Source organism: Rhizorhabdus sp. P4_G6 (assembly GCF_056401045.1).
Window position 1 is genome coordinate 162,358 of record NZ_JBFUKC010000006.1, and the last position, 16,803, is coordinate 179,160.

Here is a 16,803-nt window from a genome sequence, read left to right on the forward strand (position 1 = left end):
CTCAATAATCCTTCGATACCTTCACGCTGGCACTTTGGCGACCGATCGTCGAAATGCTCGACAGCAGAGACAGCCAGCGCGTGATCTGAAACTCGACGCGCGTCGCCGAATAACCCTGCCCGTCGCTGATCACCTCCACATAGGTACGCCGCCCGATATATTTTCCGGCGGCCACTGCTGTGCCGGCGCCGATCGTCGGATCTGCAGGCAGGATGCGCAGCCGATCGAGGCCGGCAGCACGGCGCACCGCATTGATCGGGTTGAGTCCCCCGCCCCCACCGCGCAGCGATCCCACTGCCGCCGCGAGTTGCAGCGCCTCCGGCGCCGAGAGATTGGTGATCGATGTCCCGAACAGCAGCCGCGAGAGCAACTCGTCTTCCGGTAGCGCCGGAATGCTCGAAAAATTGATCTCCGGCCGCTGCCCCGTGCCCGACACGGTGATCGTCGCGCTTACGCCGTTGAGATTCGCCTTGGCGGTAATGTCGAGCAAGGGATCCGGCGGCGTTTCGCCGAGGAAGCGAATAGAACCGCGATCGAGATCGAAGCGCCGGCCCGCGAACTCATACCCCCCGCGAACCAGGTCGACGCGGCCGTTGATCGCCGGACTGTCGATCGTGCCGCCGAGATCGAGCTTGCCGCGCCATTCGCTGTCGAGGCCAAGCCCGGTGACCGCCAGCTGATTGCGCGCGTCGAGCTTGATGGCCAGGCGCCACGGTGCCCGCCGGACGATCACGCCTTCGTCGTCGGGGCGGTTCAGTTCGATGGTTTCGAACTGCGGGATCGTCGCGACCGCCGCAGCCCGGCCCAGCTGGAAACGGCCGCGCACCAGCCGGACGTCGCCCGCGATCGTACCGCCATTACCGTCGGACCTGATCGTCAGCGGGCCGGTGACCGAGGCGCCGATGTCATCGCGATTGAGCAGCTGGGCATTTTGCGCGTCGATCGCGACGTCCATGCCGATGCCCTTGCCGCCAGCGAAATCAAAGGCAGCTCGGCCGCTGACCGTGCCGCCGCCCTTCGTCTGTCCGCCGAGCTTGTCGATCAGCAGCCGCGATCCATCGAATCGGCCCGACGCGGCGATGTTGGTGATCACCGTTCCCGAGATAGCGCTTTCGAGACGCGCCTGACTCGACTGCAGCGAGCCGCGGATCAGCGGGTTCGCACCCGTGCCGCTGATATCGGCGCCGATCGCGACCGGACCCGAAATGTCGATCGTCTCTATGCCGATCAGCCGCCACAACGTGTCGGCCGGCCCGCCATAGCGGATCTGGGCAAAGAGACTGCCGCTGCGCAGCCGTTCCGGCAGGGTTCCGGTGCCCGGCAGGCCGGCGATCCGGACCTGACCTCGCCCGATCACCTTGCCACCGCTCGACACCACCGCCCGGGCCGCAGCCACGCTGTCGGTCAACACCGCGGCGACGGCGACATCGGCCGGACGCGAGGTCAGCACCAGCCCCGATCGCGACAAGCCCGCGATCTTCAGATTGGCGCGGCCGGTCGGCCTGCGGGCGCCGCGCTCGATCCGATAGTCGACGTCTCCGGTGGCGATACCGGACAGGCTGAGCTGGGGAAAAAAGATGTCGAGCACCGACAAAGGCATGGACTGGATTCCGGCCTTCAGTTCGTTGGCAGCGCCCCCGAACCGGCCGGCGACCGTCGCCTTGCCGCCGGCAAAGCTCAACATTGCCGGATCGAGCCGCCAGCCATCGCCCTCGCGCCGGAATACCGCAGGAGATTCGATGCGGATCGGGCGGCGGTCGATTGCGCCCTCCGCCGTCAACATCAGGCTATCCGGCGTGAAGCGGGCGACGCTGGTGAGCTGAAAGCCGCGCCCCCGCGACCCCGCCAGATTGGCGGTGATGCTGCCGCTGCCGCCGGTCATGCTGATCTCGGCCCGACCCCGCCCGAGGGTAATTCCGTTCACGGTCGCGCCGAGCACAGCGATCGTGCCCCTGCCCTGGATGCCCGCCGGATCGAGCAGCATCGCACCGTCGAGCCGGCCCCGCCCGACCGTGAAGGGGGTCGGGCCGGCAAAGCTGGCGCGCTGCGCCCGAAGATGCGCCTCGATCTTCTGCAGCCCGCGTTCGATAGAGAACAGCAGCGGCCCGGTGACGCTGCCACCGGCGAGATCGATCCGGCCGGTGAATCCGCCCGGATCGGAGCGCAAGCTGCCACCACCCTTGGCGCCACTGACGGCAACCTCTGCCACGGCGATAGTCGCGGGTTGTCCTGACGGCAGAAGGATCAGGCCGTTGCTCCCCCAAGCGCCCAGCTGCGAACCACCAGAAGCGGTGTAGGCGAACCCCTGCGGCGTGGGCATCAGCTTGACTGATACATCGGCCAGGCCGAGCGCGGGCAGCGGCGATGCAAATAACAGGTCGACCTTCGGCCGGCTGATATTACCATCGAGGGTGAGTTGCAGCGCGCCGTAGCGCGCCTGGGTGCCGCTGCCCTTGAAGTAGAATGTCCCGTCACGGCGGCGATAGCCATTGCCCGAGATCCGGATTTCGGGACCTGTCAGGACCAGCCCATCGAAATGCAGCACGCCATCGGAGCCACGTCGCAGCCGCGTATCGATCCTCGGCAGGCCGCCGGCCATCGAGCGCAGGAAACCGTTGTCAAACCGGCGCACCCATGCGCGTCCACGACCCGCCACCATCGTCCCGCGGCCACCAGCACCGGGCACGACCTTCAGCTCCGAATTGACATCGACGATGCCGATGCCCGGAATGAAGTAACGCAGTAATTTTCCTTCCAGGGCAACATCATATTGCCCGGTCCTCAGGTCGAGATTGACCGAGAGCTTGCCGCCGAGCTTGTCCGAACTCAGCTTCAATCCGTCGCCGCTGACCGTTGTCGCGGTGACGAGCAACAGGCCATCGACCTTGAGATTGCCGAGGATGCCCCCAGCGACATCGCCAATCCCGGTAACGCGCCGCGCCGTCAGCTTCACCGGCAGCTTCACCGGCGATTCCGACAGATGGCCCTTGCCGTCCGCCCGCACCCCGTCAAAGCCGGTAGTATCGAACGCGACATGATCTGCGGTAAGCGCATAGCCGAAGGCTGCGGAAGCGAAGGGGCCATCGAAGGTGGCGTGGAGCCGCAGGTCGCGCCCGGTCATGTTGGGGAACAGCGCTGGCGGTTTGAGCAGGCGGGCATCGATCACCACGCCATCGAAGGCGCTGCTCGCCAGGTCGAGCGTGCCCGAACTCACCACCTCGAGCGACGGAGTCTTGACTGCCATCGATCCCGCCAGGCGCCGGTCCGCCAGCGTCGCCGTGCCGTCGATCCTGATCGTGGGGGCGCTCAGCCGCTGAAGCTTTCCCTTGAGGAAGCTGCTCGGCGCCAAGGTGCCGTCGAGCGCATATTTTCCGCTGTTGGCGGCGAGCCTGAGCTCGACGAGCCTGATGTTGCCGACATCGAGCGTGGCCCGCCCCTTCCAGCCCGTCCAGCTCCCCGCACCGGAGATCACCCCGTCGACAGGTTGTTTCCAGCCCGTAGCCCCCGCGATGACGCCTTCCGCCGGACCGATCAGCTTCGCATCGATGTCGAAGCGGTCATTGTCCGGCTCCGAATCGAGTTGGAGCGCGAGCCGGTCGCCCGCACTGGATGCGGAGTTCAGCTTCAGCAGCGCACGGCCCTTGGCGATGTCCGCGCTGGCATCGATGCGCGCGGTCAACCGGCGGCCCGCCACCGGAGCCTCGAGACGCAGGCGGTCGATCCCGAGCCGTCCGACATGGACGTCGAAACCCGGCAGGAGCGGTCCCTTCTTGGGCGAAGGCGTGAGCTTCGGCAGCCTGTGCAGGATCATCAAGTCGGAGTCGGCGCTGCGGATCCACAGCTTGTTCGCCACCCACGCCGCCGGCCTCCAGTCGAGGTCGATCTCGGGCGCTTCCAGAAACAGGCCGGCGCTATCGTACAGGCGCAGATCGCGCAGCGTCGCCTTGTTCCAGATCGATCCGTCGATCCGCCCGATCCGGATGCGCAAGCCTGACGAGGGCCTGAGCGCGCTGATCCGGTCGATGATCAGCCGGTGCCCGGGTCCACTGTCGAGCATCCACACCGCCGCCGAGAGCAGCAGCAGGATCGACAGAAGCCCGATCGCCATCGCGCGCAGGATCGGATGCTGCCCCCGCCAGGCGACCACCCGCTGCTCCATCGTGGTGACATCTTGCGCCATCAGAAGGCCTGGCCAAGCGAGACATAGACCGCGACCCGCGAATCGCCGCTTCGCCTGTTGATCGGCGTGCCGACGTCGACACGGATCGGCCCGAAACTGGTATAATAGCGAACGCCGAGCCCGGTGCCGAAGCGCATGTTCCGGAAGGTGGGCAGCCGCGCGGCGTAGAGGTTGCCGCCGTCGAGAAACGGCACCACCCCGAAATCCCCGAACCGGATCCGCGCTTCGATCGAGAATTCGGCAAGGCTGCGGCCGCCGGCGGGATCGCCGTTGACATCGATGGGGCCGATCTTCTGGTAGCCATAGCCACGCACCGATCCGCCGCCGCCCGCGTAGAAGCGCCGCGTCGGCGCAATCCGTTCCGCCGACGCCCCGATGATCGAGCCGAACCGCACCCGGCCGGCAATCACCGTGCGGCCGCCAATCGGCAAATAGCTGCTGCCGTCGATCTGCGCCTTCACATAGCCGAAGGCGCTGCCCTGCAGCGACAGCTCGGGCGAAACCCGCGCGGCGAGGCGATAGCCCCGGCTCGGATTCAACAAGTCATCGGATCCGTCATAGGACAGGCTGGAGGGCAGCGCCCCGGTCAGGTAACTCCGCCGCCGCGGCGCGCCGGTCGCCTTGACGGTGTCGTCTTCCTTGGAGGCGGTGATCTCGCCGCCATAGGACCAGGTCCATTTCTTCTGCCAGATGATATTGGTCTGGCGCTCCAGGCCGGCGGCGAGCGTGACGCTGCGCGCTTCGAAGGCTGTTTCGTCGAGATGGCTGAACAGCAGCTGGCCGGTGAGCACCCGGTCACGCGCCTTGTAGTTGTTGCGCCGCAGGATCGCCCCGAACGACTGCTCCTGCGTGCCGAGCACGCCGCGGAACGTGACGGCCCCTTCGGGCCGGATCAGGTTGCGATGCTGCCAGCTCGCCTCCAGCCGATAGCCTTCGCCGGTGCCGTAGCCGATCGCCCCCGATATGGTGCGCGGCGGCGCCGGCTCGAGTTTCACCGACACATTGACGACATGCGGGTCGGCGGTCGGGATCGGCTTGATCGTGACCGAGGAAACAAGGCTCGTCTGGATGAGGGCGCGGCGGAAATCCTCCATCTTGGCGGCATCGTAGATATCGCCCGAGCGGAAGCGCGCGATCCGGCCAAGGTGCTTCGCGCTGAACAGCCGCTTGCCCTCTATCGTGATGCGGCCGATCCGTTGGACGAAGCCCGGCTCCACGGGCACGGTGAGCGCCACCCCATGTTCATCATGATCGACCGTCAGCCGAGGATCGCCGACCTTCGCGAAGACGAAGCCCTCGCGGCCAAGCTCCGCCTTCAGCGCCGCCTGTCCGGCCGCGATCTTGTCCGAATCCGCCGGTTGTCCGGTCTTCAGGGCAAAGGCGTCGCGCATATGTTCGATTTTGTCGCCGGCCTGCTCCAGTCCCGGGAGGTCGATAGCGGAGAGCGTGTAGAGCGCGCCGGGTTCGACAAGCAGGGTAACGAGAAGCCGTCCGCCATTCTCATCCTCGATCCGCGTATTGATGTCCGCATCATAATAGCCGGCCGCACGCATCAGCTGAATCAGCAGCGCCTCGTCCTGCCGCGCACGCCGGTCGATCTGTGCCGTGTTGCCGCTGCCCCTGCCCTCCTCCAGCGCGGACAGCAGCTTGAAGCGGCTTCGTATGGCCGCCTCGCTCTCGACCGCGATGCCTTCAGGCCCGGAAAGCCCGTCGATCGCTACACGATAGCGCCGCTCGGTCGGCGCATCACCGGTCTGCGCCGCAACCGGGCTGGCGCCAGGAGCGTTGGCGACGGGCGACGGCACGGCCAGGTCGGCCTCCGGCCAGCCGACTTCCATCCCCGGCATCGGTGCCATCTCGGTCGATGGGTCAAGTGCAGGCAGCGCCGCTTCGCTGCCGGCCGCCGGGAGCTGCTGTGGCTGCGATTGCGGCTGCGTCTCCGGCTGAGGCTGGTTTCCCTGCTCAGGCCGCGACTGGGCGCGCACCGATATCGGCGCCGACACGCACAGGATTGCGCCTAATATGATCGAAGGAGCACGGAGCGACGTGCGGGCTGCACTCATGCGCCAACCCTAGCGACAGGGCGCACCGCCCGCCAGAGGCTAGTGACAAGCAACGGCCATGCGAAGGCGGGGCGCGACCAGCGGCGTGGAGCCGGGGCCGAGCCTCCCCGGCGGTGACCAGCCGCTCCCGTTTAGTGAACGGTACCGACCGGCACATCCTGACTGAGCAGAATTAGAAAACGCTCGATCTGCCGCCATTCGCAAAACCGAATCGCGTTTCCGAGCTCACGATAATGACGACTGCGAGCCGCAGCCTCGTCCATCGCCAGCATTCCATATTGCTGGAGCAGGTCCTGCGCCTGATCGATGCTGGTACGATTTGCGATGTAGAATAATTCTTCCAAGCGATCAGCCCCCGACGATAGTTGCCCCTCACCACTCAAGCTGCGTGCCACAAAATCGGAAATCCCGCGAAAGCTGGGCTGCGATGGTCGACAGAAGGTTTACCAAGTCCCGCCGCGGGACGATCGGTCCCGGCGTGGCACAGGCGGGACGCGCGCTGGCGCAAAGCTGGCAGTCATGGCATGGGGCAGAGATGGAACAGCACAGCGGCAACGCTTCGCGCGCAGGCGGAGCAATCATAGCCTTAACGGTTCTCGTCGGCGCGATCGGCGGCGCGAGCATCGGCCAACCTTCTCTCGGTACGGTGATCGGTACGGGCGTCGGGACAGCAATCGCCCTGGCGCTGTATCTGTTGGATCGACGCGGTCGCTAGGGGCGCGCTGGCCTAGACCACGCGCCGGCCGCACCACAGGACGCGGCCGATTACCCGCACCGTCGCAGGATCATAGCCCTCGATGTCGGCATGGGCGGAGTTGTCGCTGCGGATGACGAATGGCAGCTCGCGGCCAGCGTCCTTGACCAGTCGCTTGACCATCAACATGTCGTCGAGCCGCAGCACATAGATCGCGCCCGATCGGACAGTCGTTGCCGAGCGATCGACCAATATGTCATCGCCGTTGCGCAGCGTGGGCTCCATCGAGTCTCCCGCGACCCGGATGATCGACAGCATTCCGGCCCGACGCACGCCGAGGCTCCGAAGCAGCGCTCCGTCAAATCCCATGGGAGCGCCGCTCTCCTCGATCTCGGCGATACCGCCGGGCCCCGCCGACGCCCCGATCTCGATCCGCGGCACCGCCACCAGATCGGCGGCCAGGGCGGGTGCTCGTCCTGGGCGGCCGCCGAGCTGCTCCTCCGGCACGCGGAAATAGGCCGCAAGCTTGAGCCGGTCCTCCTCGGCCAGCTTGCGTGGCGTGCCACGCTTGATGAACTGCTGGATATAGGCGGGATTGCGGCCGAGCAGACGAGATATGGCGCTGTAATCCTCGCCGCTGTGGCGGATCAGATCATCAAGCGCGGTGCGGATGTCATCGGCCATATCCTCCATTATCGATAGGATTTTTCCTAGACAAGTAGGAAATGAGTTAGAACATATAGCGAACAAATGAGTCGCAAGGAATTTGATCATGCATTTGCTGTCGACGATCGAACGCTATCTGCGCGAAAGCGGCGTTCCCGCCTCGCGTTTCGGCCGGGAGGCGATGGGCGATCCCGGCTTCGTCGCGTCGCTCCGCCGCGGCCGCGAACCCCGCGATGGGACCATCCAGCGGGTCAGCGCCTATTTGGCGTCCACCAGGCAGCGGCTGAACGGCGCAGGATGAGCGATCCCATCAAGGCGATCACCAGCCGGATCGACCGCCGGTGCGCCGCGCTCGCCACCACTGCGCTGCGGCGGAGCGAAAGCGATCCATGGCAAAGCCTGACCTTCGACGGCGGCCGCCACCGGATCGAGCTGAGCCTTAGTGGGCTGCGCGTCGACGATGCGCTCGATGCGTTGCGCGAAGAGATCGGAGCACCGGATTTCGCGATACCGGGCCACATGGTCGCAGAAATCCGCATATCGGACATTGAACGCAACGATGGAGAAGCCCTGGTCCGGCTCGATGCCATGACAATTGCGAGCTAGGATTGTCGTCCCGGACCGTAACGGTCGATCGTCGATCCCGACATGCCTGAAGGAGGATGAAGAACCGCAGGCGGCGAAAAGGCGATCAGCGACATGACCATGACCATGACCATGGCCAAGCTGGGCATCGAGCTGATGCGGCACGGCATAGATGGGATCTATGAGGCATATACCATATTGGCCTCTGGCGTGATTGGCACGCGTTGGCGATGCTCGACCGACCGCTTTCGATGGGCTGCGGAGGCCATTCGACACTTGGCATCTGACATGCTCCCAGAGGGCGAAGCCGGCAATTTCGGGGACCGCATATGGACGGAGTTCGCGTAGGCAGAAGGGTGATAGGTGTGGACGCGCCAGTCACGGTGGGCTGGGAAAACATCCCACGGGTGCAAGGCGGCCCGCTGAAGCAGTTCATATTCACCTGGTTCCAGCCCACGGCGCTCTTCGCGCTGATCCTGTTCTGGTATTACGCGCCCAACTCGATCGCCAAGGCATCGACCGGCATCGGCATCGGCATCGGCTTCAGGGTACTGCTACTGGGGCTCGAATGGGTCAATCCGCGGTATGAAAGCTGGCGCCTGACTTGGAAGGAACTGGTGACCGACCTGTTCTATGTCGGGCTGGGCTATACGATCCTCAACCTGATAGAACATTATATCGGCAGCGACGCCGTCATCGAGGCGGTCCAACACTCTTTTGACTGGGAAAAGCTTGCTTGGTTCACGGGCCTGCCGCTCCTGCTGCAGGCCTTCCTGATCTCGTTCACCTTCGATTTCGGGCAATATTGGATGCATCGCGGGATGCATAACTGGTACCCGTTGTGGCTGCCGCATTCGGTGCACCACTACATCACCCAGCTCAACATCAACAAGGGCGCGGTCGGCAACCCGCTTGAGCTCTTCCTCATCGGGCTGGGCATAGGCGGCTTCTTCGATTTCCTGCCCCGCGCAGCCATGCTCGCCGGCACCATCGGCCTGGCGGTCGGCAGCTATCAGCACATCAACGTCCGCTTCAACTCGCCGCGCTGGTGGCGCTTCCTGTTTAACACCACCGAACATCACAGCCTGCACCATTCGCAGGATTACGAGTCCACGCGCAGCAACTACTCCAATAGCTGGATCATCATCGATCGCATGTTCGGCACCTGCATTGACGGCGAAGCGGAATTGCTGGGCATGGAGGGCGGGCGCCGCATGTCGATCCGCGAGCAGATGACCTATCCCTTCACCGAAGGCTGGAAGGCGCTCAAGGAAGGCTACGGCCGGTCCGTGGCGGTGCCCGCCGAGTGACCGTCCTGCTCCCGCTCGCACACCTCGCCCCGCCGACCCGCCAGAAACTCTCCGCAAGGGAGATTGCGTGAACATCCGCTTTGCCGACTGGATCTGGAACATCAAGGGCAGCCTGGCGCTCCCGATCGGGCAGTCGACCGATGATGCGTTCCGAAGGCTCGACCCGCTGTTCCGCGAGAGCGGGACTAGCTATGAACGGACGCGCGATACACTTCGCTTTCGCAAGAAGAATCAGCCGGCGCAGGACAAGATGTCCGTTTTCGACGGTGGCGTCCTGCAGATCGAAGAAGGCTCGGCGGGACGTGTTTTACGCTATCGGCTGACTAGCCGGACGTTGCTGTTCTGCTTTCTGGCACCGCTCTTGTTCCTGAGTTTCGCCGGTTTGACCTTCGCCGTCGGCAAGTTCGAGGAACCGTCGGCCAAGGAGGATTCGAAAAAGAAGGACCAAAAGAAAGACAAGGTGCTGCCGCAAAACCCGATAGACAAGTTTCTGGGCGCGCCCGCACCCGATAAACCAAAAAAGGACAAGAAGGACAAAAAGAAGGAGGAGGAGGACAAACTGAAACCGACGTCCGCCTATGTCTTTGCGGCAATCTTCGCCGCTCTTTATGTCGTCGGACGGATCCTCGAAGGCAGGCTGGTCAAGTCGCTGTTCAAAAGGAGATTGATGGACTCATAGCGCTCCATTTGCGGCGCTTCCCATCCCGAAGGAATCCAGCGGCAAGGCGTCGCTCAGGACAAGTTCCCCGCTCGCGATCCTGCGCTTCAGGTAAGCGAAGGTTTGCGCCGTCTGGTTGAACAGGTGCTCGCCACCTTTCAGCGGCACATAACGAGGGGCTTCCCCGCGCACCACGGGCGCCACGACATAATCATAATCGCACGCGTGGAAGAGCGCGAAGGAATAGCGTTCTTGCCCAACCTTCTTCACGCGATGCCGCGTCGCGACATAGCGGCCGTTGGAGAGGATCTCCATCATGTCGCCTATGTTCAGGATCATCGTGTCGTCGACCAACGGAACGTCGATCCATTGGCCCTGCTTGTTGACGATCTGAAGGCCCGGAGCGGTCGCGAACAGCAGAGTGAAGCATTCATAGTCGGTATGCGCACCGATGCCAGGCCGATCCTCGGCGGTCGCATCGAACGGATAGTGAATCAGCCGGAGCTGGCTTGGCGGATGCCGCAGATGCGCGTCGAAATGGTCTTCGTCGAGGCCCAGGGCCAGAGCGAAAGCACGGAACAGCTGGTGTCCAATGGCTGTGACATGCCGGTAGTAGGCCTCAACGTCCTCGCGAAATCCGGGCATTTCGGGCCATAGGTTCGGGCCCAGCAGCGGTCGTCGCCCGTCGCTGCGCCGATAGTCGCAGTTGACGTCGAAGGCCTCCTTGAGGTCGCGTTCGCCGGCTCCAAGCTTCTCCTCCCCCACGGGGACATAGCCACTATGGTTCTCGGATTTGCCGATATAGCTCTTCATCTTGATGTCGGGGTCGAGAGCAAAATAGGCCTTGGCGCGCGCGACGAGCCTGCGGAACGGGGCGCCGTCCAATTGCGCACCGGCGACATAGAGAAATCCCACCTCGGCGCAGGCCCGATCGAGCTGCCGAGCGACGAAAAGCCGATCGTCGAGCCGTTCGCTCGCCAACCCGGAGATGTCGATCAGAGGCAGGATGTGCGGCTGTGTCATGATCGCATTCCGCTTAGATCGCTCTGGGCATAGCGATAGATATGGCGATCTTATGATCTCCATCGATTTGATCTATGAGCGTTTGCGGCCCGCGCTATCATGCGCAAGGGCCGGCGATGCCTTCGAAGGGACAGCACGCGCATGAGCAGCGATCGGACGCCGCTGATCGACAGGAAATTTGCCAGCCGGGTTGACTGGAACCTGATGCGGACCTTTGTGGACATCGTCCGCGCCGGCGGCATCGGCGCGGCGGCGCGCCAGCTCAATCGACAGCAGCCGAGCATCAGCGCAGCGCTCAAGCGCCTCGAAGATCATGTCGGAGCCGCGCTGCTCCACCGCACCGCCACCGGCGTCGAGGTGACGGCTGCCGGCAGGGCAATGATGGCTTTGTGCGAAGACATGCTGGAATCGGCCAGGATGATGCCGCACGTGATCGCACAGGCGACCAAGCGGGTCGAGGGCATCGTCCGGATCCAGATCGTGTCGGGCCTGGTGTCGTCAGAGTTCGACGAGGCAATCGCGAGCTTCCATCGGCGCAACCCTGCCATCCACATAGAGATCCGGGTTTCGCCCTGGCGCCAGCTCCTCGACGCGCTGGAGCAGGGCGAAGTCGAGATTGGGGTCGGCTATGACAGCAGCGTCCGCGGAAGCCTGATGTACGAGCCTTTGCTGATCGAGCGCCAGCAGCTCTATTGTTCGCGCAGCAATCCGTACTTCGGCTACCGCGTGACCCGGCTGGGCGAACTCAAGGATCAGGGTTTCGTGCTCACCGGCGATGACGAGATCGAGACGATCACGCATCTGCGCAGGCGCTATCGTCTGGGCACGATCGTCAGCGGACTGGCCGAGGACATCAACGAAGCGCGACGTCTCATCGTCCAGGGTGTCGGCATCGGCTTCCTGCCGATCGAGGCCGCCGCAAATGAGGTTGCCAGCGGGAAGCTTTGGCCGATGCTCCACGCCGATTTCGAGCCCGCCTACGACATCTTCCTCCTCGCACGATATGAGCAGGCGCGGGATACCGCGACCCAGCTTTTCTGGGAGGAAGTCGTCCGACGGATCCGCGCGCAGCCACGGTCATAATATCAATCTATGCCTTTCATCAGGATTTTCGCTCTGCCTTCATGACGCGGCGCAGCGCAGTGTGGAGACACTGATCGGAGCCGCGACATGCAGAAGAGCATCAAAGATCGGGTCTTCAACCTGATCCCCCCCGCGATGATCGCGATGGTTCTGGTCTTCTGGGCTTATGGGCCGAAGGCTCTGGTCGATCATCCCTGGGCGCTCACCGTCACGTCACCGTTGATCGTCATCGCCGTGCTCCTGCTCGAACTGGTCAACGAACGGCATGCCGGCTGGCGGATGAACAAGCAGGAGTTCTTCACCGATCTCTATTATTCGATCCTCAGCGCCACGATTATCGTATGGCTTACCGAAAAGCTTGCCGATGATCCGCTCAAGATCGCCAAGACCGAGCTCGGGATCAAGACCGATTGGGTCATGCAGATGCCGTGGCTGGTGCAGGTCATGCTGGCGATCTTCCTGCTCGAATTCGGCCAGTATTGGATGCACCGGTTGATGCACAACTGGACGCCGTTCTGGCTGACCCACGCTCCGCACCACCACATCACCCAGCTCAACGCGGCGAAGGGCGCGGTCGGCAACCCGATCGAGCTGTTCCTGATCAGCCTCAGTGTCCTCGCGCTGTTCGACTTCAACGAGAAGGCCCTGTTCGCCGCCATCAACATATTGGGCGTGATCTCGGTCTTCGCACACGCCAACGTCCGGTCCGATCCGCCGATCTGGTATTCGTTCTTGTTTACGACGATCCGTCACCACAGCCTGCACCACTCGACCGACTATCCGAGCACGCGCTGCAATTACGGTAACTCGCTGATCCTGCTCGACCGAATCTTTGGCACCTACAAGGAAGGTGAGGGCGTGCTTGTCGGCCAGGACGATCGCAGGCGACTGTCGATCTGGGAGCAGACCTTGTTCCCCTTCCGGCCGATGATCGACAGGTACCGGGCACGCAAGGCGGGCACGCGAAACAGCGGCGAACTCGCCGCGAACGACCAGAGCGAGCCAGCGGCGACGGCATGACAGGAATGCGCGCCTCGCGGGTGGAAGCGGCGCGGCGTGCCCTGGCCAAGGGCGACCTGGGCACCGCGCACCGCTTCGCCCAGACGCTGATCGCCGCGAACACCAACGACGCCGAGGGCCACTTCCTCCTTGGAATCGCCGAATCGAACGCCGGCCGGATCCGCGCCGGAATCGAGCATCTCGGTCGGGCGGTGGCGCTCGACCCGCAGGGTGAATATCGCGCGCAGCTCTCCAAGCTGTACATAATCGTGCGGCAGGACGGCGAAGCCGCGGCGACCTTACGCGAAGCCGAGCAGGCACTGCCGAGCGACGCGTTCAGCCTTGATACCATGGGCTGCGTCTATGCCCGCCTCGGCGACCATGTCGCCGCTCTGGCCCACTTCACCGAGGCGGTGCGGCGGGAGCCAGGCAATATCGAGTATCGCTACAACCAGGCGGCGACCTTCAATTTCCTGGGCCATGCCGATGATGCCGAAGCCGCGCTTGAAGCCCTGCTGGCGCTCGCTCCGGACAACGCGCGCGCGCACCACCTTCTCGCAAGCCTGCGCAAGCAGACGCCTGCCCACAATCATGTCGCGCGGCTGACCAGGACCCGGGCCCGCGCGCAGGACGGCCGCGACCGGCTGCTTCTGGGCTATGCGCTCATGAAGGAACTGGAAGACCTGGGCCAGCCTGCCGAAGCGCTGGACGCACTTTGCGCTGCGAATGCCGAGCACCGCGCTACGCTGCCCTATGCTTTTGCGCGCGACGCCGCGGTGTTCGATGCCGTGGAGGCCGCATGGCCGCTACCTCAGGCGGCGAGCGGCGTGCCGACCGACGCGCCGATCTTCATCATCGGTATGCCGCGCACCGGCACGACACTGGTCGACCGCATCCTCTCCTCGCATCCGACCGTGGAGAGTGCCGGCGAGTTGCAGGCCATGCCGCTCGCGGTCAAGAAGGCCGCCGGCACGCGCACCTCCACGGTCATGGATCCCGAGACGATCGCTGCTGCCGCCCAGGCCGACATGGGCGCGATCGGGCGGGACTTCCTGGAGCGGGCACGCCATCACCGGCGCGATCCCAGCCTGCGCTTCACCGACAAATTCCCGGGCAACTTCCTATACGCCGGGTTCATCGCGCAAGCGTTGCCCGCGGCGCGGATCGTCTGCCTGCGGCGCAGCCCGATGGACACGGTGCTCAGCAACTTCCGCAACCTCTTCGCGGTGTCCTCGCGTTACTATGACTACAGCTACGACCTTCTCGACATCGCAGCCTATTATGTCCGGTTCGACCGGTTGATCGCCCAATGGCGCGAAGCCCTGCCTGGTCAGATGATCGAGGTGAGCTACGAGGATCTGGTTGCGGACCAGGAAGGCGAGACGCGCCGGCTGCTGGCCCATTGCGGACTCTCATGGTCGGACGACTGCCTGTCGTTCCACACCAGCGCTGCACCGGTCTCGACCCCCAGCGCCGCACAGGTCCGTAGACCGATCTATCGTGACTCGGTCGCGCGATGGAAGCGGCACGAGGCGGTTCTGGAGCCCGTCCGGCGCTTCTTCGAGCAATCTGGCATCCACATCGAATGAAGGAAGCGTCTACCATGTCCTTTTCAGCCAAAGCGTTTGGACTCGGGATTGTGCTAGCCGTTGCTTTTGCTTCACCGGTCTCGGCTGCTACAGCTCCCAAGGCGCGGCTGGTGTCATGCGGCGCGGAAAGTTGCCTGCTGGTGACGGGAAGCCGGGCCGATGCGGCCTCAGCCGTGACGGTCAACGGCCATGCGGTTTCCGTTCAGGGAGCGCGCAAGTGGCGCGCCAGCCTGCCGCTCGGTCTCATACGCCAATGGTCCGAACCCTACGCACGGACCATCACCGTCTCCGTCGTCAACGAACAGGCCCGTGAAAGCGCCTCCGCCGAAGCCGATCTGCCGATCGGTCTGCTCGGCCATGACGAGGATCTTGCAATGCTGATCGTCAGTGCAAGTAATAACCACGGCGGCGACAAGTAATAAAGTTACGATTTTTGGTCTTGTATTGAAAATTTCATCTCACGGTTCTATGTGATCGGCAGCCGTCGAAGAGCGGCGCTCGTTCGATGTACAGGAGATGATTATGAGAATCGGCCTCGCGGCGCTCGCCGCGCTCGCTTTCGCGACCTCGGCTTCTGCCGGATCCAACACCGCGAACCCCTTCGCCCAGGATAAGGCAACGCTGAATCTCGCGGGGCTCGACCTCTCTACCGCCGATGGTCAGCAGCGCCTGGCGATCCGAATGGATCAGGCCGCCCGCACCGTGTGCGGCGATCGCATGGCCAGCGTGCACCTGGCTCTCGAAGCCAAGGCGCAGGAATGCCGCGCTGCAGTAGTCGCCGACGTGCGCGCCCAGGTCGAAGCTCGCTCCGCCAGCGCTGCCACCAAGTCGCCGGTCCGACTGGCCTCCGCGCGCTAGAGCCTGATCGTGTGAGGAGGAAGCGCATGGCGCTTCCACCGAAAGCGTGAATCGTGCTCTGTCAATGGTTTAGACCTTGATTCACGGATCAGTCTGATTCAGCCGGATCCGATCAAGGTCTAAGCTTGCAACCTCGTTCCGCGGCCTCGTATCTGGCCACGGAAGGGTCATTCCGCCAGCTTCGCGGGCTCGGGCCACCAGGTCAGCGTGTGCACGTCATGCGCCGAGGTCCATAGCCCTGAATCGGTGAAGCGCAGCGCTCCGCTGCCTTCGGCCTTGCCCACACGCGCCAATATCGCCAGCGATTTCGGATTGATCACGACGAAGGTCTGATCCTCAGTAGTTCGCAGCCACACCATGCCACCGCCGGTGTCGATGTCGCCCCATTTCAGCACCGGGCCGACCTTGGCACGGCCGGTCACGTCCCCGCTTAGCGGATCGATGCGGGCCACCGTTCCGTCGCCTTGTTCCTGAACCCAGACAGCCCCCTCGCCGGCAGCGAGAAAACCCGGCTGCTTGCCGAGCGCGGTGGTCTTGACGACTGTGTCGCTTGCAGGGTCAATGCGCTGGATCGAGCGGCTCTCGCTGCTGACAGCCCAGACCGAATCGAATCCGAAGGCCAGATAATGAGCGCCGGGATTAACCGGAATCAGAGCTATTACCTGGTTCGTGGCCGGATCGATACGGGACAGGATGCCCTTGTTGTCGCTGGCGACCCAGATCGATCCCGCGCCGGCGACCACGTTGAGTTCGCCTTCAGGATTGGCGATGCCGGTGGGGATCGCGGCGACCTTCTGCGCGGTCTGCGTGTCGATCCGGACGAGCGCGCCTTCCTTGCAATCGGCCACCCAAAGCGCACCGGCGGATATCGCCATAGCGCCGCAGGGCTTCGTCATGGCGACCTCGGCGAGCTTGCCTTGCCGGGACCAGCGCTCGACCCTGCCATCATTCGTCGCCCAGACGCTGTCTCCATCGACTGCCAGGAAGTCCGCGAACCCAGGCACGTTGATGACCTGCTCCGCATGCGCCGCCGAAGCCGCAGCACATCCCGCCGCCACTGCCATGACCAATCTCCCAATCGGTTGCATCAAATGC

At 64.0% G+C, this 16,803-nt stretch carries 17 protein-coding genes; 11 read left to right on the forward strand and 6 right to left on the reverse strand.

The annotated features are described in order from the left end of the window. Nucleotide 1: 1 nt before the first annotated feature. The 3 genes from AC1DPF_RS09095 to AC1DPF_RS09105 all read right to left on the reverse strand — a co-directional run bounded on the left by AC1DPF_RS09095 (nt 2) and on the right by AC1DPF_RS09105 (nt 6,638). Nucleotides 2-4,180: a translocation/assembly module TamB domain-containing protein gene (locus AC1DPF_RS09095; protein WP_477960845.1), complete on the reverse strand. Its 4,179-nt coding sequence runs from the start codon at nt 4,178-4,180 to the stop codon at nt 2-4. Then, a complete protein-coding gene (locus AC1DPF_RS09100) occupies nt 4,180-6,243 on the reverse strand; it encodes an autotransporter assembly complex protein TamA (protein ID WP_477960847.1) in 2,064 nt (687 codons plus the stop codon). The genes AC1DPF_RS09095 and AC1DPF_RS09100 overlap by 1 nt, the downstream gene beginning before the upstream one ends. Before the next feature lie 131 nt (nt 6,244-6,374). Beyond that, nucleotides 6,375-6,638 (reverse strand): hypothetical protein, encoded by a 264-nt coding sequence (locus AC1DPF_RS09105; protein ID WP_477866917.1) that lies wholly within the window; start codon nt 6,636-6,638, stop codon nt 6,375-6,377. A gap of 140 nt (nt 6,639-6,778) precedes the next feature. Here AC1DPF_RS09105 and AC1DPF_RS09110 point away from each other — a divergent pair, with 140 nt between their 5' ends. Continuing rightward, nucleotides 6,779-6,958, forward strand: a complete 180-nt coding sequence (locus tag AC1DPF_RS09110) for a hypothetical protein (RefSeq protein WP_477960849.1) — start codon at nt 6,779-6,781, stop codon at nt 6,956-6,958. A gap of 12 nt (nt 6,959-6,970) precedes the next feature. Here the strand turns inward: AC1DPF_RS09110 and AC1DPF_RS09115 are convergent, their stop codons facing one another. Next, nucleotides 6,971-7,621: a S24 family peptidase gene (locus tag AC1DPF_RS09115; RefSeq protein WP_477866921.1), complete on the reverse strand. Its 651-nt coding sequence runs from the start codon at nt 7,619-7,621 to the stop codon at nt 6,971-6,973. 88 nt (nt 7,622-7,709) lie between these two features. Between AC1DPF_RS09115 and AC1DPF_RS09120 the strand changes: the two genes are divergently transcribed. The 5 genes from AC1DPF_RS09120 (at nt 7,710) to AC1DPF_RS09140 (ending at nt 10,177) form a co-directional block, all read left to right on the forward strand. After that, the gene (locus tag AC1DPF_RS09120; RefSeq protein WP_477866923.1) at nt 7,710-7,904 is read left to right on the forward strand and encodes a hypothetical protein; all 195 of its coding nucleotides are present in this window, start codon (nt 7,710-7,712) and stop codon (nt 7,902-7,904) included. Beyond that, nucleotides 7,901-8,209 (forward strand): hypothetical protein, encoded by a 309-nt coding sequence (locus AC1DPF_RS09125; protein ID WP_477866925.1) that lies wholly within the window; start codon nt 7,901-7,903, stop codon nt 8,207-8,209. The genes AC1DPF_RS09120 and AC1DPF_RS09125 overlap by 4 nt, the downstream gene beginning before the upstream one ends. Nucleotides 8,210-8,302: 93 nt before the next feature. Next, nucleotides 8,303-8,536, forward strand: coding sequence for a hypothetical protein (locus tag AC1DPF_RS09130; protein ID WP_477866995.1), 234 nt, complete (start codon nt 8,303-8,305; stop codon nt 8,534-8,536). Next, a complete protein-coding gene (locus AC1DPF_RS09135) occupies nt 8,518-9,498 on the forward strand; it encodes a sterol desaturase family protein (protein WP_477866927.1) in 981 nt (326 codons plus the stop codon). The genes AC1DPF_RS09130 and AC1DPF_RS09135 overlap by 19 nt, the downstream gene beginning before the upstream one ends. 67 nt (nt 9,499-9,565) lie before the next feature. Then, nucleotides 9,566-10,177 (forward strand): hypothetical protein, encoded by a 612-nt coding sequence (locus AC1DPF_RS09140; protein WP_477960851.1) that lies wholly within the window; start codon nt 9,566-9,568, stop codon nt 10,175-10,177. On the opposite strand, the gene AC1DPF_RS09145 is transcribed toward AC1DPF_RS09140, so the two are convergent. Then, nucleotides 10,172-11,179, reverse strand: a complete 1,008-nt coding sequence (locus tag AC1DPF_RS09145) for an isopenicillin N synthase family dioxygenase (protein WP_477960853.1) — start codon at nt 11,177-11,179, stop codon at nt 10,172-10,174. The genes AC1DPF_RS09140 and AC1DPF_RS09145 overlap by 6 nt on opposite strands. A gap of 141 nt (nt 11,180-11,320) precedes the next feature. Here AC1DPF_RS09145 and AC1DPF_RS09150 point away from each other — a divergent pair, with 141 nt between their 5' ends. From AC1DPF_RS09150 to AC1DPF_RS09170, 5 genes are all read left to right on the forward strand, one after another. Continuing rightward, nucleotides 11,321-12,262 carry a LysR family transcriptional regulator gene (locus tag AC1DPF_RS09150; protein ID WP_477866933.1) on the forward strand — a complete coding sequence of 314 codons (942 nt, stop codon included), beginning with the start codon at nt 11,321-11,323 and terminating at the stop codon, nt 12,260-12,262. Between the two features lie 87 nt (nt 12,263-12,349). Next, the gene (locus AC1DPF_RS09155; RefSeq protein WP_477866935.1) at nt 12,350-13,282 is read left to right on the forward strand and encodes a sterol desaturase family protein; all 933 of its coding nucleotides are present in this window, start codon (nt 12,350-12,352) and stop codon (nt 13,280-13,282) included. After that, nucleotides 13,279-14,850, forward strand: coding sequence for a tetratricopeptide repeat-containing sulfotransferase family protein (locus tag AC1DPF_RS09160; protein ID WP_477960855.1), 1,572 nt, complete (start codon nt 13,279-13,281; stop codon nt 14,848-14,850). Before AC1DPF_RS09155 ends, AC1DPF_RS09160 begins: the two co-directional genes overlap by 4 nt. A 14-nt stretch (nt 14,851-14,864) precedes the next feature. Further along, nucleotides 14,865-15,269 carry a hypothetical protein gene (locus AC1DPF_RS09165; protein WP_477866939.1) on the forward strand — a complete coding sequence of 135 codons (405 nt, stop codon included), beginning with the start codon at nt 14,865-14,867 and terminating at the stop codon, nt 15,267-15,269. 103 nt (nt 15,270-15,372) lie between these two features. Beyond that, nucleotides 15,373-15,708 (forward strand): UrcA family protein, encoded by a 336-nt coding sequence (locus tag AC1DPF_RS09170; RefSeq protein WP_477866941.1) that lies wholly within the window; start codon nt 15,373-15,375, stop codon nt 15,706-15,708. Between the two features lie 167 nt (nt 15,709-15,875). Here AC1DPF_RS09170 and AC1DPF_RS09175 read toward each other — a convergent pair whose 3' ends face one another. After that, nucleotides 15,876-16,772, reverse strand: coding sequence for a Vgb family protein (locus AC1DPF_RS09175; RefSeq protein WP_477872297.1), 897 nt, complete (start codon nt 16,770-16,772; stop codon nt 15,876-15,878). Nucleotides 16,773-16,803: the final 31 nt, after the last annotated feature.